The organism is Acetobacter farinalis, from assembly GCF_011516935.1.
In the GTDB taxonomy this organism is placed as follows: domain Bacteria; phylum Pseudomonadota; class Alphaproteobacteria; order Acetobacterales; family Acetobacteraceae; genus Acetobacter; species Acetobacter farinalis.
Genome location: NZ_WOTF01000002.1, coordinates 240,496 through 264,766 on the forward strand (window position 1 = coordinate 240,496; position 24,271 = coordinate 264,766).

General features: G+C 61.5%; 19 protein-coding genes. 18 read left to right on the forward strand and 1 reads right to left on the reverse strand.

What is annotated here, in order from left to right:
* Positions 1–2: 2 nt before the first annotated feature.
* The 15 genes from ruvC to thiD all read left to right on the forward strand — a co-directional run bounded on the left by ruvC (position 3) and on the right by thiD (position 15,494).
* Entirely contained in the window at positions 3–509 is a 507-nt protein-coding gene (gene ruvC / locus GOB82_RS04575) for a crossover junction endodeoxyribonuclease RuvC (RefSeq protein WP_166120244.1), read from the forward strand.
* Positions 506–1,114, forward strand: coding sequence for a Holliday junction branch migration protein RuvA (gene ruvA, locus GOB82_RS04580; RefSeq protein ID WP_166120246.1), 609 nt, complete (start codon positions 506–508; stop codon positions 1,112–1,114). The genes ruvC and ruvA overlap by 4 nt, the downstream gene beginning before the upstream one ends.
* A 5-nt stretch (positions 1,115–1,119) precedes the next feature.
* Entirely contained in the window at positions 1,120–2,214 is a 1,095-nt protein-coding gene (gene ruvB / locus GOB82_RS04585; protein ID WP_166120248.1) for a Holliday junction branch migration DNA helicase RuvB, read from the forward strand.
* Complete coding sequence (locus GOB82_RS04590; RefSeq protein ID WP_166120249.1) at positions 2,211–2,624, forward strand: YbgC/FadM family acyl-CoA thioesterase; 414 nt, start codon at positions 2,211–2,213, stop codon at positions 2,622–2,624. Before ruvB ends, GOB82_RS04590 begins: the two co-directional genes overlap by 4 nt.
* A 116-nt stretch (positions 2,625–2,740) precedes the next feature.
* Positions 2,741–3,460 carry a protein TolQ gene (gene tolQ / locus GOB82_RS04595; RefSeq protein ID WP_166120251.1) on the forward strand — a complete coding sequence of 240 codons (720 nt, stop codon included), beginning with the start codon at positions 2,741–2,743 and terminating at the stop codon, positions 3,458–3,460.
* A gap of 3 nt (positions 3,461–3,463) precedes the next feature.
* A complete protein-coding gene (gene tolR / locus GOB82_RS04600) occupies positions 3,464–3,895 on the forward strand; it encodes a protein TolR (protein ID WP_166120253.1) in 432 nt (143 codons plus the stop codon).
* Between the two features lie 35 nt (positions 3,896–3,930).
* Positions 3,931–4,923 (forward strand): energy transducer TonB, encoded by a 993-nt coding sequence (locus GOB82_RS04605; protein WP_166120254.1) that lies wholly within the window; start codon positions 3,931–3,933, stop codon positions 4,921–4,923.
* A 24-nt stretch (positions 4,924–4,947) separates the two neighbouring features.
* Entirely contained in the window at positions 4,948–6,312 is a 1,365-nt protein-coding gene (gene tolB, locus GOB82_RS04610; RefSeq protein ID WP_166120256.1) for a Tol-Pal system beta propeller repeat protein TolB, read from the forward strand.
* A 730-nt stretch (positions 6,313–7,042) separates the two neighbouring features.
* On the forward strand, positions 7,043–7,522 hold the full coding sequence (gene pal / locus GOB82_RS04615; protein ID WP_166120258.1) for a peptidoglycan-associated lipoprotein Pal: 480 nt from the start codon (positions 7,043–7,045) through the stop codon (positions 7,520–7,522).
* 288 nt (positions 7,523–7,810) lie between these two features.
* The gene (locus GOB82_RS04620; RefSeq protein WP_377792267.1) at positions 7,811–8,533 is read left to right on the forward strand and encodes a tol-pal system YbgF family protein; all 723 of its coding nucleotides are present in this window, start codon (positions 7,811–7,813) and stop codon (positions 8,531–8,533) included.
* Positions 8,493–9,908: a tRNA lysidine(34) synthetase TilS gene (gene tilS / locus GOB82_RS04625; RefSeq protein WP_242007190.1), complete on the forward strand. Its 1,416-nt coding sequence runs from the start codon at positions 8,493–8,495 to the stop codon at positions 9,906–9,908. The genes GOB82_RS04620 and tilS overlap by 41 nt, the downstream gene beginning before the upstream one ends.
* 162 nt (positions 9,909–10,070) lie before the next feature.
* Positions 10,071–12,020 (forward strand): ATP-dependent zinc metalloprotease FtsH, encoded by a 1,950-nt coding sequence (gene ftsH / locus GOB82_RS04630; RefSeq protein ID WP_166120261.1) that lies wholly within the window; start codon positions 10,071–10,073, stop codon positions 12,018–12,020.
* Between the two features lie 84 nt (positions 12,021–12,104).
* Positions 12,105–13,139, forward strand: a complete 1,035-nt coding sequence (folP, locus tag GOB82_RS04635) for a dihydropteroate synthase (protein ID WP_166120263.1) — start codon at positions 12,105–12,107, stop codon at positions 13,137–13,139.
* 150 nt (positions 13,140–13,289) lie between these two features.
* Entirely contained in the window at positions 13,290–14,639 is a 1,350-nt protein-coding gene (gene glmM, locus GOB82_RS04640) for a phosphoglucosamine mutase (RefSeq protein WP_194300361.1), read from the forward strand.
* 30 nt (positions 14,640–14,669) lie between these two features.
* The gene (thiD, locus tag GOB82_RS04645) at positions 14,670–15,494 is read left to right on the forward strand and encodes a bifunctional hydroxymethylpyrimidine kinase/phosphomethylpyrimidine kinase (protein WP_166120264.1); all 825 of its coding nucleotides are present in this window, start codon (positions 14,670–14,672) and stop codon (positions 15,492–15,494) included.
* Positions 15,495–15,516: 22 nt separating this feature from the next.
* Here the strand turns inward: thiD and GOB82_RS04650 are convergent, their stop codons facing one another.
* Positions 15,517–16,275 carry a response regulator transcription factor gene (locus tag GOB82_RS04650; RefSeq protein ID WP_166120266.1) on the reverse strand — a complete coding sequence of 253 codons (759 nt, stop codon included), beginning with the start codon at positions 16,273–16,275 and terminating at the stop codon, positions 15,517–15,519.
* Positions 16,276–17,046: 771 nt separating this feature from the next.
* On the opposite strand from GOB82_RS04650, the gene tsaE reads away from it, so the two are divergent.
* Genes tsaE through addA form a run of 3 tightly spaced genes read left to right on the forward strand, consistent with a single transcriptional unit; the run spans position 17,047 to position 24,188 of the window.
* Positions 17,047–17,517 carry a tRNA (adenosine(37)-N6)-threonylcarbamoyltransferase complex ATPase subunit type 1 TsaE gene (tsaE, locus tag GOB82_RS04655; RefSeq protein ID WP_166120267.1) on the forward strand — a complete coding sequence of 157 codons (471 nt, stop codon included), beginning with the start codon at positions 17,047–17,049 and terminating at the stop codon, positions 17,515–17,517.
* 15 nt (positions 17,518–17,532) lie between these two features.
* Positions 17,533–20,610 carry a double-strand break repair protein AddB gene (addB, locus tag GOB82_RS04660; protein WP_166120269.1) on the forward strand — a complete coding sequence of 1,026 codons (3,078 nt, stop codon included), beginning with the start codon at positions 17,533–17,535 and terminating at the stop codon, positions 20,608–20,610.
* Complete coding sequence (gene addA, locus GOB82_RS04665; protein ID WP_166120270.1) at positions 20,607–24,188, forward strand: double-strand break repair helicase AddA; 3,582 nt, start codon at positions 20,607–20,609, stop codon at positions 24,186–24,188. Before addB ends, addA begins: the two co-directional genes overlap by 4 nt.
* The last annotated feature ends 83 nt before the right edge of the window (positions 24,189–24,271 follow it).

Sequence of the window (24,271 nt, forward strand, 5' to 3'; positions counted from 1 at the left end):
CGGTGGTACGCCTGCTCGGCATTGACCCCGGCCTGCGCTTTACAGGCTGGGGCGTGATTGATGTCGAAGGGAACCGGTTGCGGCACGTTGAAAACGGCGTGATCGCAACCAACAGTGCGGACAGCGTGCCAGACCGGCTGAAAGTCCTGCATGAAAATCTGACCCTCCTGATTGACCGTCTCAACCCGGCGGAAGCCGCGGTGGAAGAGACCTATGTCAACCGGAACGGCACCGCCACGCTCAAGCTGGGCTATGCGCGTGGTGTGGCCTTGCTGGCACCGGCGATGGCCGGCCTGTATGTTGCGGAATATGGCGCGCTGGCGGTCAAGAAGGCTGTGGTCGGGACAGGCTCCGCAGATAAGGATCAGGTTGAAATGATGGTGCGCCGCCTTCTGCCGGGGGTTAAGGTGGCACGAGCCGATGCGTCTGATGCGCTGGCAATCGCTATTTGCCACGCACACCATCGGGCCAGCGCGCGCCATATTGCGGCCGGAGTACGAATGGCATGATTGCGTTTCTGAGTGGGCTGGTCATTCAGGTCGAGTTGGGGAGCTGCGTGATCGACGTGAATGGCGTTGGTTATCTGGTAGCGGCCTCAACCCGCACTCTGGCGGCCTTGCCGCATCCGCCGGAAAAAGCCCGCGTACTGGTTGAAACCGTGGTGCGGGAAGATGCGATTCTGCTGTACGGCTTTGTGGAAAGTGCGGAGCGCGAATGGTTTCGCCTGCTGACCAGCGTGCAGGGCGTGGGCGCGAAAGTCGCGCTGGGCATGCTCTCCACCCTGTCTCCGGGGGAACTGGTGGCGGCGCTGACCACATCGGACAAGGCAACCCTGACCCGCGCCCCCGGCGTTGGCGGGCGGCTGGCCGAGCGGATTCTGACAGAGCTGCGTGACCGTGCCGGGAAAATGCCCGGCGGGGGCGGAGGCATGATGGTGCCGGCCGGTGCCACGCCCGGAGGCGGTATTGAAGCGGATGCCCTGCTGGCTCTGGCGGGCCTTGGCTTCCGTCGGGCCGAGGCGGCTCCAGTGGTCATGCGCCTGCTGGAGGAGGAGGGAGCAGCGGCTTCTCTGGATACGGTGCTCCGTGAAAGCCTGAAGGCGCTGGCGCGGTGAGCGGCATGGGGAGTGGCCCGGGCTTTTCTCCTGACCGGGAGATTGACCCCTCCCGCCGGGATGAGGATGGGGGGGAGGCGTCTCTTCGCCCCCAGACACTGGCTGATTTTACCGGCCAGAAAGCCAGCCGTGAAAATCTTTCGATTTTTATCGCCGCCGCCCGGCAGCGTGGTGAGGCGCTGGACCATGTCCTGCTGCACGGCCCGCCGGGGCTGGGCAAGACCACGCTGGCCCAGATTGTCTCACGGGAACTCGGGGTGGGCTTTCGTGCAACGTCCGGGCCGGTCATCCAGCGAGCGGGCGATCTTGCCGCCATTCTCACCAATCTTCAGCCGCGGGATGTGCTGTTTATTGATGAGATCCATCGCCTTCAGCCGGCCATTGAGGAAATTCTCTATCCCGCGATGGAGGACTTCCAGCTCGATCTGATTATCGGTGAAGGTCCGGCGGCGCGCTCCGTGCGGATTGATCTCCCACCCTTTACCCTTGTGGCCGCCACCACGCGCGCCGGGCTGCTGGCAACGCCGCTGCGGGACCGGTTTGGCATTCCTCTGCGGCTGGTGTTTTACACGCCGGACGAATTGCGGGCCATTGTGGCGCGGGGTGCGGAAAAGCTTGGCTTCATCCTGACAGAGGCGGGAGCGGAAGAAATTGCCCGGCGCTCACGCGGAACACCGCGTATCGCCGGGCGGCTGCTGCGCCGCGTGCGGGACTTTGCGGTGGTGATTGCCCCCGGCGGAGCACCTGTCAGCCGGGAGGTGGCGGATGCTGCCCTCAGCCGCCTTGAAGTGGATGCGCTGGGGCTGGACGCTATGGACAGGCGCTATCTACGCCGCATTGCGGAGTATCACCACGGGGGGCCGGTCGGGGTGGAAACGCTCGCGGCGGCTCTGGCGGAAGCGCGGGATACGCTGGAAGATGTGATTGAACCCTACCTGATTCAGGAAGGGCTGGTTCTGCGTACCAGCCGGGGGCGTGTGCTGGGGGAGCGAGGCTGGCGGCACCTTGGTCTGTCCCCCCCGGCCCGACCGGATGAACCGCAGGGCGGGGCGTATTGTGCCCAGATGGATCTTTTGCCTGACGACGAGGATGGCGCATGACCACGCATTCCATTGATTTCCGCATTTATTATGAAGACACGGATGCCGGGGGTATTGTCTATCATGCCCGCTATCTGGCGTTTGCCGAGCGGGCGCGCACAGAGGCCATCCGCAGCCTTGGCATGCCGGCGGCGTCCCTCCTGAGTGACTTCGGGCTGGTGTTTGTCGTGCATGATGCCACCCTCAATTACCGCGTGCCGCTGAAGCTGGATGATGTGACAACCATCACCACGCGTTTGCTGGAACAGGGGGCGGCCAGTTGCAGGCTGGAGCAGGTTTTTACCCGTGATGGTGTTTTTTGCGCACGCGTGGATGTAAAGCTGGCCTGCGTGCGTGCTGAAGATGGCCGTCCTGCCCGATTTCCGCCGTTATGGCGTGATCTTTTGCGCGGACTTGCAGAAGAGGCCTAGCAGGCCTCTTCTGCTTTTGCACGGAAGACAGTAAATACGGCACGACCGGGACGCATTGAGCAAAGCCCGAGTCGCAGACAGGTTGCCCGTGACGGGCGCAGAGGCAGGAGGCGTTTTTGGATCGTGCGGTTGACGCGGCAAATCTCGGCGTAGCAGCGGCGGGAGACCTGTCGGTGTGGGGGCTGTTTATGAATGCCTCCCTGATGGTCAAACTGGTCATGCTCGGACTGGTGCTCTGTAGCGTGATGGTCTGGGCCATTATTTTCGATAAAATTGTCACGCTCCGGCGGATCAACAAACAGGCCTCAGCCTTTGAAGACCGTTTCTGGTCCGGCGGCAGCCTGGATGATCTGTATGAGAGCGATGGCGCGAAGCCGGTGCACCCGCTGGCGGCCGTTTTTGGCGCGGCCATGGGTGAATGGCGTCGCTCTGCCCGGATTCCGGGCGTGGATCTGGTGCGCGGAGGCGTGAAGGAACGTGTGGACCGTGCCATTGGCATTACGGTCACGCGGGAGATGGACCGCCTGCGTCGCTGGGTTGTGTTTCTGGCCACCGTTGGCCCGGTTGCGCCGTTTGTCGGGCTGTTTGGCACCGTGTGGGGTATCATGCACTCCTTCAGCGCCATTGCCGCCATGCACAACACCAACCTGAGTGTTGTGGCTCCGGGTATTTCAGAAGCCCTGTTCGCCACAGCCATCGGCCTGCTGACAGCGGTGCCGTCCTATGTGGCCTATAACGTTATCAGCAACAGTCTGGACCTGTTCCAGGACCGGCTGGAGGGCTTTGGCACCGAGTTTGCTGCCATTCTGTCCCGCCAGTCCGAAGAAAGGGCCTGAACCATGGGCATGCCGTCGGGAGGGAGCGGGCGCCGTCGCAGGCGTCCGATGGCTGAAATCAACGTGACGCCGATGGTCGACGTCATGCTGGTGCTGCTGATTATCTTCATGGTCACATCCCCCATGCTGACCAGCGGCGTTAATGTTGATCTGCCCAAGACAGACGCAAAGCCTATCAATTCCGATACCAAGCCCATCACTGTCTCCATCCGGGCGGATGGCAGCCTGTATCTTGGGGATTCCGAAGTGTCGCCCGAGCAGCTGGTTGCCCAGCTGAAGGCTGCCTCGAACAATGACCCGTCACACCGCATTTTCGTGCGGGGTGATGCCCATATTGATTATGGGCGCGTGATGCAGGTTATGGGGCAGATAACGGAAGGCGGCTTTACTCATGTGGCTCTGCTGGCGCAACAACCCGCCAGCAGCGGCCATTAATTCATTCTCTCCTGCGCAGAGAGGCGGAGAAGATCATGGTGCGGCAACGCCGTTCCGAACCGAATGTGTTGAGGCGGTGCCTGTACCTGTCCGGCGGGGCGCATATTGCGCTTCTGCTGGCCCTTCTGGTTTCCCTGCCTGCCCCTAAACCGGAGGAAGAACCTCCTCCGGTGGTGGAAATGCAGTTTGAGGCTCCTGATTCTGGCGGCTCTCCGGCCAAAGCCAGCCAGCCCTCACCCACGCCTGCTCCACCCCCGGCCCCTGTGCCCAATGATGCGCCGCCTTCGCCGGAACCCCCCAAGGATGTTCCGAACGAGGAAGCGCCTCCACCGCCTCCGCCGCCCCAGCCGGTGCCGCCTCCGCCTGCCCCGCAGGAGGACAAGCTGCCGGACACGCCGGTGCCGCCCAAAGCGGAAGAGCCTTCTCCGGATGTGGTGAAAACGCCGCCCTCTCCGCCCACACCGCCGAAGACGACGCCCAGCGTGGCGCCGCCTTCTCCGGTTACGGAGCCGACGGATACCCTGCCGGATACACCCACGCCGTCTCACATCACGCAGCCCAACAAGGCGAAGAAAACGCAGGAGGATTCGCATTCCCTGCTGGAGACGCTGGATGCCTTCCGGTCTGACACCAAGCAGACGCATGCTCCCAAGGCAAAGGCGAATCCTGTGCAGGGTGGTGCGCCCAACGGCGGCGGTTCACCCACAGGGGATATTACCCGCAGCCTTTCCGCCGGAGATCAGAAGGCCATCGGCGGGTCTGTGCGCCGCTGCTATACGGAAGATACGGCCGCCAAAAATTATGCCACGTTTGTCGCGCACCTTATTGTGACGGTGGATGCCACGGGTGAGGCTCGTATTGTGCAGTTTGCTCCGCAGACTCAGGCTCAGATGAATGCAGATCCCTCATACCGGGCACTGGCGGAGCGGGCCCGGGCGGCTGTTCTCAGCCCCACCTGTTCAAAACTGCCCATTCCCAAAAATCTTCTGGGGCAGACCCGGCAGTTGAAATTTGTGTTCAGGCCTTGATCAGGCCACCTGGAGGAAGAATTGATGCTTACGAGTACAAGACCGCTTATTTCTGATCAGGAAGCCGAGACACTGGTTGCAGCACTCGGTCGTCGCACGCTGATGGGGGCCAGTGTTGCCGCCGGTGGCCTGTTGATGACCCCTCTTCCCGGCATGGCGGCCCCTGCTGCGGCTCCGGAGGCGGAAATTACGGTTGATCAGGCCCGCACGGCCCCGATCCCGATTATCCTGCCGACATTTGGCGGCGGCCTTGGCGCACAGATTACCGAAGTGCTGACCAACGATCTGACGAACACCGGCCTGTTCAAGGTTATTCCCGGAGGGGCCAGCTCCGGCGCTCCGGATTTTGCAACGGCCAAATCCATGGGCGCGCATGCGCTGGTGACGGGAAGCGTGTCCGGCAGCGGGTCCGTCCGTGTTGAAATGCGCCTGTGGGATGTGCTGACCCAGCAGCAGATTCAGGGCACAGCCTACACCACCATCGCGGCCAACTGGCGCCGCATTGCCCATATTGTGGGCGATGTGATTTATGAGCGGATGCTGGGCGAGAAGGGGTATTTTGATACCCGTATCGCGTTTATCGCCCGTTCTGGCGTGCGTGCGCATCAGACCACGCGCCTGGCCATTATGGATCAGGACGGCGCCAACAGCCGGATGCTGACAGCAGGCAAATGGCTGACCCTGACACCGCGTTTCAGCCCGGTGAAGGATCAGGTGGCGTTCATGTCCTACGCCAACAACCGCCCGCGTGTGTATCTGTTTGATCTGGGCAGCGGGCGGCAGCAGATTCTGGGTGAATTCGCGGGCATTTCGTTTGCTCCGCGCTTCGCGCCGGATGGCCGTTCCGTGGTGCTGTCCGTTACGCGTAATGGTGGGTCGGACCTGTTTGTGGTGGATCTGGGTTCAGGGTCACGGCGGCAGATCACGTCTTCCGGCGCGATTGACACCAGCCCGTGCTTCAGCCCGGATGGGTCCCAGATTGTGTTCAACTCTGACCGTGGCGGCAGCCCGCAGCTTTACATCATGAGCGCATCTGGTGGCGGGGCGAGGCGGATCTCCTATGGTCATGGCACCTATGGATCTCCGGTCTGGTCTCCGCGCGGGGATCTGATTGCCTTTACCCGTATTGCCAATGGCAGCTTCTCCCTTGGGGTGATGGCGCCTGATGGCACGGGTGAGCGTATCATGACGGAAGGCTTCACGGTGGAAAGCCCGAGCTTCTGCCCGAACGGACGCGTGCTGGCCTATTGCCGCCAGAGCCGTGCCGGAGCAGGGGGCGCTGGCTTCAGCTCCTCTATCGGGATGGTGGATATCACCGGGTTTAATGACCGTGTTCTGCCGACACCGGGGCAGGCGTCTGACCCGGCATGGTCTCCGCTCAACGCGTAATGCGACCTTCATAAAGAAGGAGCAGGCCCCGGGAGCAATCCCGGGGCTTTTTTTTACACTTTTGAGAATACTTTGGTTTGATTTTTCACAGAATCCTCAAGGGCTTCTGTGGCGGCCAGTTGTTGTTCCGCATTCAGAGCAAATTTATTTTTGTTCTTTCAGGCTCAACGAGACGGTGCGCTTTGGAAAGATACAACCATTGGTATGCACCCGCATGCCCGGACATTCAAAAGGAGAATTTTCCCGATTCGCAAAGGGAACGGGCACCGTAAAACTGCAACAAAACGCGCCATTTGTGGCTTTTTGAGGAAACGATGTGTGAGCGGGCTTCAAAAAACAAAAACGGCCTTGCTTCGAAAAGTGCTGCGAAAGGCGTGTTTTCCGGTAAAGAAAAAGTATCGAAATAGAACAGGAACCATCTGCAAAAGGTCTTGTTAGTATTAAAAATGCACCTTGGCGGATTTTCTGCTAATATTTGGTTGAATGCCAGAGTGGGTCTGTGAACAAGGCGCTGTGTCTATTCAGCATCGGTTTTGCAAGGGCTGCTATGCGGCAATCAGATCATGCTTGACCGGAAGGAAGAGCTATGGCTTACGGCAAGGTAGTCTCCACAGTTCGTCGGCTCTTCGATGGTTTCGGAGGGGAGCGGAGGAATGCGCGGGGATATAGGCATAAATTGTTTTTTCTCTCCGAATAGTTCCGGTTGGAACTAGTTCTCAGGATCCGACACATGAGACTGAAATATATTGCTGCGCTTAGCATGGTTGCTCTTCTTTCTGCCTGTGCGCACGAGAAGGCCAACACGGGTGACTCCAGCGGTGCAGCGACGGCTATGCAGCCGAGCGGCCCCGTTCCTGGCAGCGAAGCCGATCTGGTTGCCACAGCTGGTGACCGCGTGCTCTTCGCCCTGAACAAAAGCGGCCTGACCTCTGAAGCACAGGCAACGCTGGACAAGCAGGCTGCATGGCTGGCGCAGTATCCGCAGGTCAACGTTGAAATCGCCGGTAACTGCGATGACCGTGGCACGGAAGAATACAACATTGCTCTGGGCCAGCGCCGCGCTAACGCAGCACGTGACTATCTGGTTGCCAAGGGTGTTGCCTCTTCCCGCATCTCCACCATCTCCTACGGTAAGGACCGTCCGACCCAGGAAGGTGATGATGAAAGCGCATGGGCCCAGAACCGTAACGCGATCACTGCCGTTCACTAAGGTCTGGCGCGTTTCGCGAGCGAGTCTACAGGGCAGGCCGGGTGAATCTCACCCGGCCTGTTTTTGTATTTCCTGTCTTGTTTTTCGGGAAGGAATGATGAAATCCTTGCCCGCTTTTAATGGAAGGGTGAGGTCTTGATGAAACGCGGGTTGATGACGTCTGTTTCCGCATCGTGGCGTGCTCTGGCCGTGTGTCTGCCTGTTGCAACCGTTCTGGTCGCCGCGGCACCAGTGGCGCATGCACAGGATGTGACCAGCCGGGAAGGGTTGGCTCTTCAAAACCAGATTATGGCGCTCCGGGATGCCGTGAGCCAGCTTCAGGCTTCGGGTGGTGGCGCCATGCCTCCGCCTTCCGCAACCGCAGCACCTGCAACGGCTTCCGCAAATGGAGATCTGACGGCCCAGCTGCTCGACCGCGTGAATACGCTGGAACAGCAGCAGCGCGACATGCGCGGGGAAATTGATCAGCTGACCAATGACCTGCAGCAGAAGACAGCCGCGCTCTCCAAACAGATTGCGGATAATCAGTTTGCAGCCCAGAACGGTGGCGGTGGTGCCGCCGCTGCGGCTCCTGCTGCCGCAGACGCTGCTGGTGCAGCGGCAGAGGCCGCGCCGCGTGCTGCCCCCACCACACCGGATGCCCTTCTGGCCAGCGGAAAAGCCGCCCTGCAGAAGAAGGATTACGCCACTGCGCATCAGAACGCAGAGGCTGCTCTTCAGAATGCAAAAGGCAGCTTCAAGGTTGATGCACAGTTTCTGCTGGCTCAGTCTCTGGCGGGGGAAAAGCAGTACCGCCAGTCTGCCGTGGCGTATTACGATGCCTATCGTCAGTCGCCCAAAAGCGCGCGCGCGCCGGATGCCCTGCTCGGTGTGAGTGCCTCCCTGCTGGCGCTGGGGGACAAGAAGGCCGCCTGTCAGGCTCTTGGCAAACTGAAAGCTGAATTCCCGTCTCCGACCCAGCGCGTGTCTCATGCGGCAGAAATTTATGCCGGACGAGGCGGCTGCCAGTAACGGCTGCCAGGAGCGGTTGCCCTTAAACCCGGTGCAGGGTTCCGGCAGGGGGAGCAGGAGTGGCGGTCTACTTCTGGCCGCCCTGTCGGACGCACCTTTTTCTGAAGCTCCGGTGTCACCGGAGTTTTTCGTGGCCCGGATGCAGGCACTGGGGCCATGGCTGCCGGATGACCCGGCCTTGCCGCCCGTGGCTCTGGCCGTCTCCGGCGGGGGTGATAGCCTGTGCCTCGCCTGGCTGGCACGGCATTGGCGTAAAAATCTTCTGGCTTTTGTGGTGGACCACGGGTTGCGGGCTGAGTCCGCACAGGAAGCACGGCTGACTGTGCAGCGGCTGGCCGATATGGGTGTGCCCGCCCGCCTTCTTACGCTCACAACCCTGACCAAAGGCCCGGGCGTGGCCGAGCGGGCGCGGCAGGCGCGCTATGCTGTTCTGGCACAGGCATGCCGGGAGGCCGGGTGCCTTGATCTCCTGCTTGGCCATCAGGCGGATGATCAGGCAGAAACACTCCAGATGCGCCATCAGGCGGGCAGCGGGCCGGAGGGTCTGGCCGGGATGGCGTGGATGAGCGCCCTGCCGGATGTGCGGGTCGTAAGGCCTCTGCTGGATGTCTCGCGTCAGGCTTTGCGGAACACGCTGCGGGGTGCCGGGCTGGCTTGGGTGGATGACCCTTCCAATCAGGATATGCAGGCCGGGCGTGTCCGCGTGCGGCACAGCCTGCGGGAGCAGGATGAGCGTGAGGCGCTGTGGCGTGCAGGTCTTCAGGCCGGTGCGGCACGGATGCGGCGGGATGACTCTCGGACCATGTCCTTTGCCAGACAGGGCACATTCAGGCCGGAAGGCTGGGTGTGCCTCGGGCCGGTTCTTCCGGAGCCAGAGGATCTTTCCGTGCTGATCCGGTGTGTGGGGGGCCAGATTTATCCTCCCGCTCCGGCAGCGGTGCGGCGGCTACAGGCCGCAGGGCAGGAGGCCACGCTGGCGGGTGTGCAACTGGTGCGCTGGCGGTCTGGCTGGGTTCTGGTGCGCGAAGCCGCAGCTATGGACGCGTATGGTCCGGCATATGCCGGTGCGCGGTGGGATGGCCGATTTGAACTCTTTCTGCCGTCATCCGTTTCACGGGAGAGTTTGCAGGTTGGCCCGGCGGGGTTCGGGCTTGACCGGACGGTGCGGGGAGGGTGGCCAGCCCGGTTCTGCGCCACGCTGCCAGCCTTATGGCGGCATGGGCAGCGCGTTGGCATCCCGCATCTGGGGTGGTGGGCGGAAGAGGCACTTCAGGGGGCCGGTTTTCTGTTCCAGCCCCCGGTTCCTGCAACAGGCGGCGGCGTGTATGGCTGGCCGGAGGCACGGGGCGCATGGTTTGCAGCGCATCACATATGATCATAAATCATAAGAATGAGTGATAATAAATGTCATGTGCGGGGTGGGAATATCGGCCCAGCATCCCATTTATGATGGGAGAGGTTGCATTTTCGGGCGTCTGCCGCTCAGATTGGGGTTCTCCGGCGCTCCGGCACGACTAGGTATGGAAACACAGGCAAGATGAACAATTTAGGCCGCAATTTGGCGCTTTGGGTCAGCATCATCGTGCTGCTGCTGTTGCTTGTAGATGTTTTCCAGCCGGGGAACACACAGCATGCTGCGCAGCAACTGGCGTATTCTGATTTCATTACAGACGTTGATACCGGGCATGTCCGGTCCGTTGTGATGCAGAACCAGAATATTTCCGGCACGCTGACTGATGGCACGGCTTTTGAAACATTTGCGCCGCAGGACCCGTCCCTTGTTTCCCGCCTGACGGGTAAGGGCGTTGAGGTTGTGGCCAAGCCGCTTGATCAGGAAGGTAGCCCGCTGCTGCGTTATTTCCTGAATGCCCTGCCCATTATCCTGATGGTTGGTGTCTGGGTGTTCATGATGCGCCAGATGCAGGGTGGAGGTGGCCGGGCCATGGGCTTTGGCAAGTCCCGCGCCAAGATGCTGACAGAAAAGCAGGGGCGCGTGACCTTTGATGATGTCGCGGGGATTGATGAAGCCAAGGGCGAGCTTCAGGAAATTGTCGACTTCCTGAAAGACCCGCAGAAATTTACCCGTCTGGGTGGCAAGATCCCCAAGGGCGTGCTGCTGGTTGGCCCGCCGGGCACAGGGAAAACCCTGCTGGCACGCGCCATTGCAGGGGAAGCCAATGTCCCGTTCTTCACCATTTCCGGCTCTGATTTTGTGGAAATGTTCGTGGGTGTAGGTGCATCCCGCGTGCGTGACATGTTCGAGCAGGGGAAGAAGGCTGCCCCGTGCATTATCTTTATTGATGAAATTGATGCCGTGGGCCGCCATCGTGGCGCGGGCCTTGGTGGCGGGAATGATGAGCGTGAGCAGACCCTGAACCAGATGCTGGTCGAGATGGACGGGTTTGAAAGCAATGAGGGTGTGATCCTGATTGCCGCCACCAACCGCCCCGATGTGCTGGACCCCGCCCTGCTGCGCCCCGGCCGGTTTGACCGGCAGGTTGTGGTGTCGAACCCGGATGTGGCGGGCCGTGAGAAAATCCTGCGCGTGCATATGCGCAAGGTGCCGCTGGCGTCTGATGTGGACCCGCGCATTATTGCCCGCGGCACGCCGGGCTTCTCGGGCGCGGACCTTGCCAATCTGGTGAACGAGGCCGCTCTGGCCGCGGCCCGTCTGGGCAAGCGCACCGTGTCCATGCGTGAGTTTGAAGATGCGAAGGACAAGGTTCTGATGGGGGCCGAGCGCCGGTCTCTTGTCATGAATGATGAGGAAAAGAAGCGCACGGCGTATCACGAAGCCGGTCACGCCATTACGGCGGTGCTGGTGCCGGAGAGTGAGCCCATCCATAAGGCCACCATCATCCCCCGTGGCCGGGCGCTGGGCATGGTCATGCGTCTGCCTGAGGGTGACCGCCTGTCCATGAGCAAGAAGAACTGCATTGCTCATCTGGTGGTTGCCATGGGCGGCCGCGTGGCGGAGGAAGTTGTCTACGGGAAAGACAATATCTGCAATGGCGCCATGGGCGACATCCAGATGGCAACCCGCGTGGCCCGCAGCATGGTGACTGAATGGGGTATGAGCGAAAAGGTTGGCATGATTGCCTACGCCAATGATGATCAGGGCGGTGGCGGCATGTTCTTCGGCGGTGCTGCGAAGAATTTCTCCGAGCACACGGCCAAGGAAATTGATTCTGAAATCAAGCGTCTGATTGATGAGGCGTATGATCAGGCCCGCACCTATCTGCATGACCATGTGGATGAACTGCACCGTCTGGCGGAAGCCCTGCTGGAATATGAGACTCTGAGCGGGGAAGATATTCGCCAGATCATGCGTGGCCAGCCGATTGAGCGGGTTGAAACGGATGAGAGCACGCCGGTCAACCGCCGTTCATCCGTGCCGCAGGTTTCCGGTCCGGAAATCGGCCAGCAGGGTGACAAACCCGAGGGTGGTGAAGGCAGCGGGATGAACCCGGTCCCGCAGCTGGGCTGAGGCCCACGCCAACAGGACGAGCGGAAAGAAACAGGAGGGGCGGCAGCAATGCCGCCTCTTTTGCATTGCGGGAGAGAGGCAGGAATGGATTTTTGGCGTCTCGCAGAGCCTGCGGGCCTGCTGTATGGCCGTGCGGCGGAGGATGCTGTCAGGCGCGGCCATGCTCTCCCGCTGGCGGGCGGCCCTGCGGCCTTTACCTGTGTGGACCTGATAGAGGGCGCGACCCATACCGGCTTCATGCCTGTCTCGGCGGTTCCGGCGGACTGGCAGGAGTGTCTGGCGCGTCTTGTCCGGAAACCGCCTTCCGCCGGAATGCCGGAAGGCGCGCAGGTGATGGGAATTCTGAACGTTACCCCGGACAGCTTCAGTGATGGCGGGCTGCATCTGGACACCGCACGGGCCGTGCAAGCGGGGCTTGATCTGCATGCCGCCGGTGCGGGCATTCTGGATATTGGCGGTGAGAGCACACGCCCCGGTGCTGCGGTTGTCACGCCGGAGGAGGAGTGGGCGCGTATCGGGCCGGTGGTGCGGGCGCTGAAACAGGTAGCGCCGGGCGCAACCCTTTCCATTGATACCCGGAACAGTGCTGTTATGGCGCAGGCTCTGGCGGCCGGTGCCGATGTGATTAACGATGTCTCCGCCCTGACGCATGATCCGCAGGCGCTGCCCCTTCTGGCCCGGGAGCACTGCGGTGTTGTGCTGATGCACATGCGTGGCACGCCTGCCACCATGATGGACCATGCTGTTTATGACGATGTAGCGTGCGAGGTGGTGCGCGAGCTGGGAGTCCGGCTGAATGCGGCCATACAGGCGGGCATTGCGCCAGAGCGCCTGAGTGTGGACCCCGGGATCGGGTTTGCAAAAAATACGGCCCAGAATACGGCTCTGCTCAGCCGTTTGCCGTTGCTGGCCAATCTGGGGTGCCGGGTGGTGCTGGGGCTTTCCCGCAAGCGGATGATTGGCGAGATAACAGGCATTACGGACCCCGCCGGGCGGGATGCGGGCACACAGGCGGCCTCTCTTGAGGCCATGGCTCTTGGCCAGAGCGTGTTGCGTGTGCATGCGGTGGAGGGAATGGTGCAGGCTCTGCGGGTCTGGCAGCACGTTCATGCGGCCTGAAAAAAGCGCCTGAGACCGAACCTTACGGTTCCTTCAGGTGGGAAACCGTTTTAGTGAAGAGAAAACAGACATGCGTCAGCACTGCGGGCTCTGGGGAGCAGAAGGGCGGAGAGGGCGCAGACGTCACAAAACAAGATTGGAATAGGCAGGATGAGACGTCTTTTCGGGACAGATGGAATTCGCGGAACCGCAAACATCGCGCCTATGACAGTCGATATCGCCCTGAAACTGGGGCAGGCCGCAGGGCTGCATTTTACACGCGGAGCGCACCGGCACCGTGTTCTGCTCGGGAAGGACACACGCCTTTCCGGCTATATGATCGAGAGTGCTCTGGTGGCGGGGTTTCTGTCCGCCGGGATGGATGTCACGCTTGTGGGGCCTCTGCCCACCCCCGCCATTGCCATGCTGACACGCTCCCTGCGGGCGGATCTGGGCGTGATGATTTCAGCTTCGCACAATCCGTTTGGTGATAACGGGATCAAGCTGTTTGGTCCGGACGGGTTCAAGCTGTCTGACCAGAATGAAATTGATATCGAAACCCTGATGGACATGGACCTGACGGACCGTCTGGCGAAACCCCGCCAGATTGGCCGGGCCTCGCGCCTGAATGATGCCGCCGGGCGCTATGTGGAAAGTGCAAAGGCGTCTTTCCCGCGCAAGCTGCGTCTGGACGGCATGAAAATCGTGCTCGACTGTGCCAATGGCTCGGCATACCGCGTTGCCCCCACGGCTCTGTGGGAACTGGGCGCGGAGGTGATCCGCATTGGCTGTGAGCCTGATGGTGTCAACATCAATGAAAAATGTGGGTCCACGCACCCTGAAGCCCTGTGTCAGGCAGTTGTGCAGCATGGCGCGCATCTGGGGATTGCGCTGGATGGTGATGCGGACCGCGTCCTGATTGCGGATGAAACCGGAAATCTGATTGATGGAGACCAGATTCTCGCTCTTATCGCCCACTCCTGGGCGCGTGACGGGCGTCTGGTGGGGCAATCTGTTGTGGCAACGGTGATGTCCAACATGGGGCTGGAGCGTTTTTTGAATACGCTCGATGTGGGTCTGGAGCGGACCGCGGTGGGGGACCGCTACGTGGTGGAGCGGATGCGCGAGCTGGGCTGCAATGTCGGGGGTGAGCAGTCCGGCCATATGGTGCTGACAGATTTTGCCACAACGGGGGATGGCCTGATTGCCGCCCTGCAGATTCTGGCCGTGCTGGTGGAAGATGGCCGCCCGGCCAGCGAAGTCTGCCGCCTGTTCACGCCGTTCCCGCAGAAACTGCAGAATGTACGCTTCAGCGGTGTCTCTCCGCTGGAAGCGGAAAGCGTGCAGGCCCGGCAGAGAGAGGTGGAGCAGATGCTTGCCGGCCGCGGGCGCCTGCTGCTGCGTAAAAGTGGTACGGAACCGCTGGTGCGGGTGATGGCGGAAGCGGAAGATGCTGCTCTGGTGGATGAAGCCGTCAGGCAGATGTGTGAGGCGCTTCAGGCCGTTAACGTTCCGGCCTGAAGCACTGAGGGGTACCGCCAGAAAATGGACATGAAACAGGAAAAACCCGCGCGTGTTCTGTCCATTGCGGGAAGCGACTCGGGCGGCGGGGCGGGCATTCAGGCCGATATCAAGACCATCACGGCGCTGGGTGGCTATGCCATGACAGCCATCACGGCGCTGACCGCGCAGAACACGCAAGGGGTGCGGGATATCCTACCTGTGCCAACCGCCTTCCTGCGCGAGCAGATACGCTGTGTGCTGGAGGATCTGGGGGCGGATGCCATCAAGACCGGAATGCTGGGCGGGGGTGATGAAATCCAGTGTGTTTGTGAAGAAATTTCCCGCTACCGCACTATGTATGGTGCGTGCCCTGTTGTTGTAGATCCGGTAATGGTTGCAAAGGGGGGCGCCAGTCTTCTGGCCGAAGCCGCGTTGTCCGGCCTGAAAACCCGGCTTTTTCCTCTGGCAACAGTGCTGACTCCCAATCTGCCGGAAGCGGAAAAACTGACAGGTATGACAGTCACATCTGTTGAACACATGCGCCTTGCCGCGCAGACGCTGCGTGCGGAAAGTGGTGCTGCCGTTCTGGTTAAAGGCGGACATCTTGCCGGGGAAACGCTGGTGGATGTTTTGCTGGATGATTGTGGCTTCAAAGAGTTTTACGACACGCGTATCGCCACGCGCCACACGCATGGTACAGGGTGCACGCTGGCCAGTGCACTGGCCACCGGGCTGGCGCAAAAACTCCCGCTGCGCCGGGCGGTCGAGCAGGCCCGTCTTTATGTGCGGCAGGCAATTCTGGCTGCGCCCGGACTCGGGGGGGGAGCCGGGCCATTATGGCATGCGCACAGATGGTATGAAAAACCTGTTTAAATCAGAGTATTTTTCTAAAAAATCAGTCTCCTACAGCCTGAAACTGCTGGTGTTCAATCATGGCGGGCATCGGGATTATCTGTCCTGCTGGAAGAGACGCCTTTCTGGCTTTTGGGTCATGCAGGATATAGCCTCGGCCCCATACGGTTGAAATCAGGTTATCAGCGCCAGCAGCCTGAAGTTTTTTCCGAAGCTTGCAGATGAAAACATCAATGATCTTGATGTCCGGTTCATCGCGCCCTCCGTACAGATGGTTGAGGAATGTTTCCTTGGTCTGCGCGACACCTTTGCGCAGAACCAGCAGCTCAAGGATGGAAAATTCCTTGCCTGTCAGATGTACGGGCTGGTCGTGCACGGTTACGGTATGGCTGTTCAGGTCCAGCCGGAGGTCTCCCACCTGGGTAACGGGGTGCGCAAAGCCGCTGGAACGGCGCAGAATGGCCTGAATCCGGGCAACAAGTTCGGCTGGGTCAAACGGTTTGATCAGATAATCATCCGCCCCCATGGAAAAAGCCCGGATTTTTGCATCCGGCTGGTCCAATGCCGAAAGGATGATGATAGGCGTTGAAATTTTCAGTAAACGCAGAGAACTGATGACTTGATAGCCATCCATATCCGGCAGATTCAGATCAATAACGGCAAGGCCGTAATCATAGTTCCGCAGCATTTCGATGGCGTTTCTGCCAGAACGCGCCAAATCAGCAGAAAGTCCGGCTTTTTTCAGTGTTGGCAAAAGCAGGCGAGCAGACGCTGCTTTGTCTTCAGCAAACAGGATACGCATCGGGTTCCCTCCCCCTTGGGAAGCGCGTGACACCTTATAGTTGTATCCGCGCATAGAAATCTATTTTTACGTGCCTTCTTGGAAAGATAAACAGAAATTAACCATTTTTTAACCCCAAAGATGATTGGCGTCTGGTGATTACGTTTTCTGGTTGTGTGCTCAGAAAAAAGCAATCACTGGTTGAAAATAATAACGGCTGATTTTCATTTTGCTATCGGGAATGAATAAATTTTTTATGAAAATGAGACAAAAAAGTGGTGTATTTATAAAAATAACATAATTATTTCCCAATCATTAAAATAATATCATCAATGCAAATTCTAGAAGAGTTTCAATATAAAATAGTAATGTAATGCGTATTAGGTTCATAAAGAAAATAGGAAATAAAATTCTTCTATAAATTACAAGAATTTAACAAACTTAAACCTTAACAAATTTTGGTGACATCAAGGCTATTATGCATATTACTGAATTATAATTTCTCTTTTGTGCTGCCGTGCATGTGTAATTATGCAGATCATAAATATTTTTTCATACTGAAATCCTTACGGATATCAGTTTTATTTCAAAATCTGCGTGACCTAAAAAAGCATATGTCTATTACTATAAAATATAAATATGGGTTATAAATTCATTATTATCATAAATGGAAAAATAATTCTCGTTCTTCGCTGCTCAGGATGTAGTGTTCCGGTGTGTCTGGTCATCGCCTCCTGTTTCCAACTGCAGTAATATGTGAAGAAGGAAGCAGGGGTTCTTGCAGGAGGCTGGATGACACACATCACACGGGTTCTGGAGAGTGAAGAAGGAACCGTGCAACTGGCGCGTGTGCTGGCGGTGCTGGCACGGTCGGGCGATGCCCTGTTGCTTTCCGGCCCGTTGGGAGCGGGAAAAAGTGTTTTTGCACGCGCTTTTCTGCGCTGCTTTTGCGGGAACGATGCGCTGGAAGTGCCCAGCCCGACCTATACACTTGTACAAACCTATGAAGCACCTGCCTATACTGTGTCACATTTTGACCTCTGGCGGCTGGGCGGCCCGGAGGAACTGGAAGAACTGGGATGGGATGACGCGCGGGAAGGTATTGTGCTGGTGGAATGGCCGGAGCGGCTGGATGACCTGACACCGCCTGATGCCTTACATCTGGTGCTGAGTGTGGATGCGCAGGGCGTGCGCACGGTTCGCCTGCAGGGCTGGGCGGACAGGCTGGATGAGCAGAGTCTGTCCCCCCGCTTTCCGGCCTGAAGGACATCGTGTGACATGACCATCGCGACGATTCCCGCACATCTGCCGTTTCTGGATCAGCTTGCGGCCCGCTGGCTGGCTGCTGCCGGGCATGACCCGGAGCGTATTGGAGAGGGGACAATCATTCTGCCCGGGCGGCGGGCCGCACGAGGGCTGACGGAAGCGTTCCTGCGGCAGATGGAAGGCCGTGCGATGCTGCTGCCTCGCATTTTGCCCGTCAGCGCGCTGGATGAGGCTGAACTGGGCCTCTCTTCGGACATGGGCGGGGCAGCGGGATTTGATAGTCCTCCCGCCGTTGCCGGCATGACGCGCCTTGCGGTGCTCACACGCCTTGTCCTGCAGGCGGAAGGAGCCTTTGGCACCCGGCCGACGCTGGATCAGGCGTGGCCATTGGCGAAGGCGCTGGCTGACCTGATGGATGAAGCCGAATGGGCGGATGTGGATCTGGCGGCGCGCCTGCCCGAGGCCGTGCAGGAGAATTTTGCGGAACATTGGCAGGTTATCCTGAAATTTCTGGAAATCGTGACCCGTGCCTGGCCGAAGTGGCTTGCAGACCAGCAGGTGATGAACCCTGTTGCGCGTCAGGTCCTGCTGCTGCGGGCGCAAGCAGCCCTGTGGCGCAGGCAGGCGGAGCAGGGTGATGAAAAACCTTTATGGGCAGCAGGGTTTACCAACATCATGCCGGCCACGGCGGAAGCCCTTCGGGCGGTGATGGCCTGCCCGGGCGGATGCGTTGTTCTGCCGGGTCTGGATCTGGAGATGCCGGAAGAGACATTCGGGTACCTGCCTGACAGTCACCCTCAGGCGGGATTGAGCCATCTCCTCGCGGCACTGGATGTTGTGCGGGCGGATGTGAAACTCTGGGATAGCGCTGGAGGATTTCCGGAGCGCGCACAGGTGCTTTCTCGCGCTCTTCTTCCGGCGTCTGCTCTGGAAAACTGGGCTGTGCAGGGAGCGGTTGATCTGCCCTATGTGACCCGACTGGACGCGGCGGACCAGCAGGAAGAAGCCGTGGCGATTGCCATGATTTTGCGGAATGGCGTGGAGGTGCCGGGCAGGCGGGTGGCGCTTGTCACACCGGACCGCGCCCTGGCGGCGCGTGTGGCGACAGAACTGGCCCGGTGGGGCGTTCTGGCGGATGACAGTGCCGGTGCCTCCCTGCTCGACACACCCGGTGCCGTGTTGCTGCGACTTGTGGCGCAGATGATCGAGTCCCGGTTTTCTCCGGTCTCGGTCTTGTCTGTCCTGAAACATCCTCTGGTGGCCTGCGGGCTTTCCATGGGCGTATGTCGCGCCTCGGCGCGCCTTCTGGAGCGGACTGTGCTGCGTGGTCCGGCTCCGCCGCCCGGGTTTGAAGCCCTGAGGGCAGCGGTTGCGGCGGTTCTGGCCGATCAGGCGCAGGATGAGCGTGCCTCGGCCCGTGCGGAAGGCGGGGCGGAAGCTGATCGACCCTATGGGCCCGAGCCTCTGGACGCCTTCATGGCGCGGCTGGCGGTGTGTCTGGAGCCGGTCCTGCATTGGGATGCCGCAGCGTCCGGCGGTGGAGAGCAGGGAGCCCCCGGCGAGCCGGTGCCGGATCTGCTGGCGGCCCTGATTCAGGCCGTGGAACGTCTTGTGAAAACTGAAGATGAGGACGCGGCAAAGCGCCTCTGGAGCGGTGAGGACGGGAATCTTCTGGCCAGCCGCCTGACAGATCTGATGATGGCGGCGGATATTCTGCCCCCCCAGCCCCCCGCCGTGCTGGATGGCTTGCTGACAGCGGTTCTGGCTGAAGAACGGGTGGCGGCGCGGCGCGGCGCGGAGCATGTGGCGCTGCACCCGCGGGTGCTGATCTGGGGCTTGTTCGAGGCCCGCTTGCAGACGGCGGATACGGTTGTTCTGGGCGGGCTTGCGGAAAATATCTGGCCTCCCGCAGCCGATGCCGGACCGTGGATGAGCCGCCCCATGCGGCAGCGGGTGGGCCTGCCCTCACCGGAACAGGCGGTGGGGCAGGCGGCCCATGATTTTTATGCCTGCGCGGCGGCAGCGGGTGAGGTCGTGCTGTCCTGCCCCCGGCGGCGGGATGGTGCCCCGGTGGTGCCTGCGCGCTGGATTTCCCGGCTGGATGCGTTTTTGTCCGGGCGGGGCATGGCTGTGCCGCCTCATCCGGCTCTGGGCTGGTTGCAGGTGCTGGACCGGCCCGATGGCCCGGCGCGCCCCGTGGCGCCCCCCCGACCGATGCCGCCGGTGGGCCTCCGTCCGCGCCGGTTGAGCGTGACGGAAATCGAGACATGGATGCGTGACCCGTATGCCATTTATGCCCGCCATATTCTGCGGCTTCAGCCCCTGCCGGAGCTGGAGGAGGCCGCTGATGCCTCGGATTACGGGATGATTGTGCATGAGGCGCTGGAGGACTGGTTCCAGACACACGGCACGGCATGGCCACCGCAGGCTGAAGCGGGATTACAGGCGGCGTTCCGCAAGGCGCTGGGTGCCCGCACCCTCCGCCCGGCCCTGCGGGCCTGGTGGGAGCCGCGCCTGATGCGGATTGCCTCCTGGGTGGCGCAGGCGGAAGAGGCCCTGCGTGCGGAGGCAGCCACCCCTGCGGCCATCCGCACGGAATCGCGCGGGCGGGTGGATATTCCAGATGCGCCTCAGGGCCTGTTCCGGCTGGTGGGGCGTGCGGACCGGATTGATTATGATGCCGAAGGCCGCGTGATTGTGCGGGACTATAAAACCGGCACATTGCCCTCTGTGCGGGATGTTCGCTCAGGCTGGAGCCCACAGCTTCCGCTGGAAGCCGCAATGCTTCTGCGGGGTGGCTTTTCCGGCCTGACAGGCACAACGGACATTGCCGGTCTGGTGTACTGGCGGCTGACAGGGGGAGCGGAGCCGGGTGAGGAAGTTGCGGTGAAACCGGAGGAGGAGGCCTCCCTCACAGCGCTGGCGGAACAGACATGGGAGCGCCTGCGCGAGCGGATCTGCGCGTATGATAATCCGGATCAGCCCTACCTGTCTCACCCGCATCCCGGGCAGGAGCCACGCTTTGCGGATTACGCGCGTCTGGCGCGGGTGCCGGAGTGGAATACGGCGCGCGTGGAGGATGATGCATGAGCACCCCCCGGACTATCCCACCCGCCCCGGCGTTTTCCGAGGCCATTGAGCAGGCCAACCGGCAGCAGGCGCTGGCGTCTGACCCGGCGGCGTCCGTCTTTGTTTCGGCCTCGGCGGGGAGTGGCAAAACCAAACTGCTGATTGACCGCCTGCTGCGCCTGATGCTGCCCCGGCATGCTCCGGCAGGGCAGGATGCGTTTATTCCGGGCAGCCCGCCCGCGCGGATTTTATGTCTGACCTTCACCAAGGCCGCCGCTGCGGAAATGGCGATTCGCCTGCAAACGCGGCTTGGCCGCTGGGTGACGCTGCCGGACGCCAGACTGGATGCCGAGCTTCAGGCCCTCTCCGTGCCCTGCACACCGGAAACGCGCCGCCGTGCGCGGGCGCTGTTTGCAGAGGTGCTGGATCTGCCGGGCGGGATGCGTATTGGCACCATTCATGCCTTTTGCCAGTCCCTCCTGCGGCGCTTTCCGCTGGAAGCGGCCATGAACCCGCATTTCACCGTCATGGAGGAAACCGACGCCGCGCTGGCCCTGCTCGGCTGTGTGGAAACGGTGCTGGGGGAACGCCCCGAAGGCAGCATCGCGCCGCTGGCCGGGCAGATTGCTTTAGGGGATTTTGTCACTCTGGCCGGGGCGCTGCGGCGCAATGCCCGGGCGGAAGCCATCCTGGAGCGGGCGCTTGAAACACCTGCCGTGGTGCCCACGGTCCTGTGCCGCGTGCTCGGGCTGCCGCAGGATGCCCTCAGCAGGAGTGATGCCGCAGAGCGGGAAGCCGCCTGCACGGCGTTTCCGGGGGAGGAGGACCTGCGCGCACGTCTCCCCATTCTGGTGTCAAAAGGCACCCCGGCTATCAAAGCAACGGCGTATCGCCTGCTGGACTGGCTGGCGCTGGCGCCGGCGGAGCGGGCGGCACAGTGGGATGTCTGGCGGAATGGGCTGCTGACAAAAAGCGGAACACTCCGCAAAACAGGTTTGATCAGCACCAAACTTGCGCAGGACCACCCTGAGCTGGTCACGGCGCTGGAGCGGGAGGCCGCGCGCATTGCGGAGGTGGAGGAGGGCTTGCGGGCCAGGCGTCTGGCGCGGCTTGGCCTGGCCCTGCTGAAAACAGCGGCCCCGGTGGCGGCCCTCTATGCCACGCGCAAAAACCAGCGCGGGCTGGTGGAGTATGATGATCTGATCCGGCGCACTCTGGGGCTTTTGCAGCAGCCGGGTGCGGCATGGGTGCTCTACAAGCTGGATGGCGGGATTGATCACCTCCTGCTGGATGAAGTGCAGGATACCTCACGCGAGCAGTGGCGCATTGCGGAAGATCTGACAGCGGAATTCTTCGTGGGGGAAGGAACACACACGCAGGAACAGGGGCCGCGCACCGTGTTTGCCGTGGGGGATTATAAACAGTCCATCTACGGCTTTCAGGGGGCGGACCCGGAGGCGTTCCGCACATCGCGGCGGGAGTTCAAGCAGCGCGCGGCGTTCGCGGGGCTCCCGTGGCAGGAGCCGGACCTGACAGTTTCCTTCCGCTCCACCGCGCCGGTTCTGGCGCTGGTGGATGCCGTGTTCTCCCATCCGGATGCGGCACGCGGCGTTGCGGAGGAAGATGGGCGGCCCATGCGCCATCTGACAGCCAGACCGGGCGAGGGCGGGCGCGTGGAGCTTTGGCCTCTGGCCGAAACACAGGCAGAGGAGCAGGACGCCCCCAGCCCGTGGGAGCCGCCAACCGCCAACACCACCCGCCAGACTCCGCAGCAGAAGCTGGCGGATACTCTGGCGCGCTTTATTGCCCGCCATCTGAAAGCCCCGCCGGAAGAGGGCGCGGCCCCGCTGACACCGGGGGATGTGCTCGTGCTGGTGCCGCGCCGCTCCGCGTTTGTCACGGCGCTGGTTCGTGCGCTGAAAACAGAAAACATACCTGTCGCGACACTGGTGCGCACGGGGCTTGCGGACCAGCTTGCCGTGCAGGATCTGATGGCCCTGTGTGGCGCATTGCTGCTGCCGCAGGATGATCTGACACTTGCCTGCGTGCTGACATCCCCTCTGGGTGGATTGTCGGATGACAGCCTGATGGCGCTGGCCACCGGGCGCGGCAAGGCGGAGCCGCTGTGGTCCGCCTTGCGGGAGCAGCATGCCCGGCAGCCCGACTGGGCGCAGGCCTGGCGGATGCTGGATGGTCTGTTCCGGCGCGTGGATTACCTGACACCGCATGAACTGCTCTCCGAGGCGCTGGGGCGCTGGGGCGGGCGGGCGCGGCTGCTGGCGCGGCTGGGGCCGGAGGCGGCCGAATCGATAGATGAACTGCTCTCGGCCGCCTTGCGCTATCAGGACATGCATCCGCCTTCCCTGCAGGGCTTCCTGCACTGGCTGCGCAATTCGGAAGAAAGTGTGAAGCGCGAGGCTGAAGCCGGGGGGGATGCCGTGCGTGTCATGACCGCGCACGGGGCCAAGGGATTGCAGGCGCGGCTGGTCATTCTGCCCGATACGGTCGGGACACCCCGGTTTGAGGATCGTCTGTTCTGGGTGAAGGACACGCCAACCGGGCTGGATGTACCGCTGTATGTCCCGCGCGGCGCGCTGGCGGTGACTGTAACGCAGAAGCTGCGTGCCGCGATGCAGGCCAGTGCGTTTGAGGAATATAACCGGCTGCTCTATGTGGCGCTCACACGGGCGGCGGAGCATCTGGTGATATGCGGCTGGAAGCCGGGGCGCATTGTGCCGGAGGAAAGCTGGTACGAACGGTGCCGCAAGGGGTTTGAAGCCGTTGGGGCTGTGCCGCAGCCGTGGGAGGCTGGCGGCTGGACGGGTGAGATGCTGGTGCTGGAAGAAAAACCCGCGCCGCGTGTGCCGCCAAAAAACCCGCCGCCGGCTCAGTCCGCGCATACAGACAGGGCTCCGGCAGAGGCGCTCCCCGCGTGGCTGGGGCGCGCGCCGGCATGGCAGGGGGTGCCGCCGGTGCCGGATGCTCCGCTGGCCCGGCCACTGGCCCCCAGCCGCCCGGATGACGCCATGCTGGGGCCGCTTCCGCCCGTGCGCTCCCCTCTGGATGTGGCCACAATAACACCCGCCGCCGCGCGGGAAGCAGCATTCCGGCGCGGCACGCTGGTGCATGCCCTTTTGCAATATCTGCCTGCCTGCCCGCCGGAGCAGTGGGCGGAAAGGGCTCATGGCTGGCTGGCCCGGCCCGCCAGCGGCCTGAAGCCGGAAGAAGCGAAGACTCTGGCAGAGCAGGTGCTGGCTGTGCTGGCATTGCCTGATCTGGCTCCACTGTTTTCCCCGCACGCCCGTGCCGAGCAGCGTCTGGCCGGGGTGGCGGGCGGACAGGTGATTGTGGGGCAGGTGGACCGCCTGCGCGTGCTGCCGGACACGGTGCTGGTGTGTGATTTCAAAACCGGGCGGCACACGCCGCGCACCGTTGCGGGCACACCTGTGCTGTACCTGCGCCAGATGGCGGCCTACCGGGCTTTGTTGCAGGGGCTGTATCCGGGCAGGCCGGTGCGCTGCGTGCTGGTGTGGACAGAAGCTCCGCGTGCGGATGTGCTGCCTGATACCCTGCTCGATGCCCATGCGCCAGGCGGGTAAGCAGACAGTGCATCTTGACCGGATGCGCGGGCCCCTTAAGTGTAGAGAGACACGCTTGCAGATGGGCAACCGTTTGCAGGCAA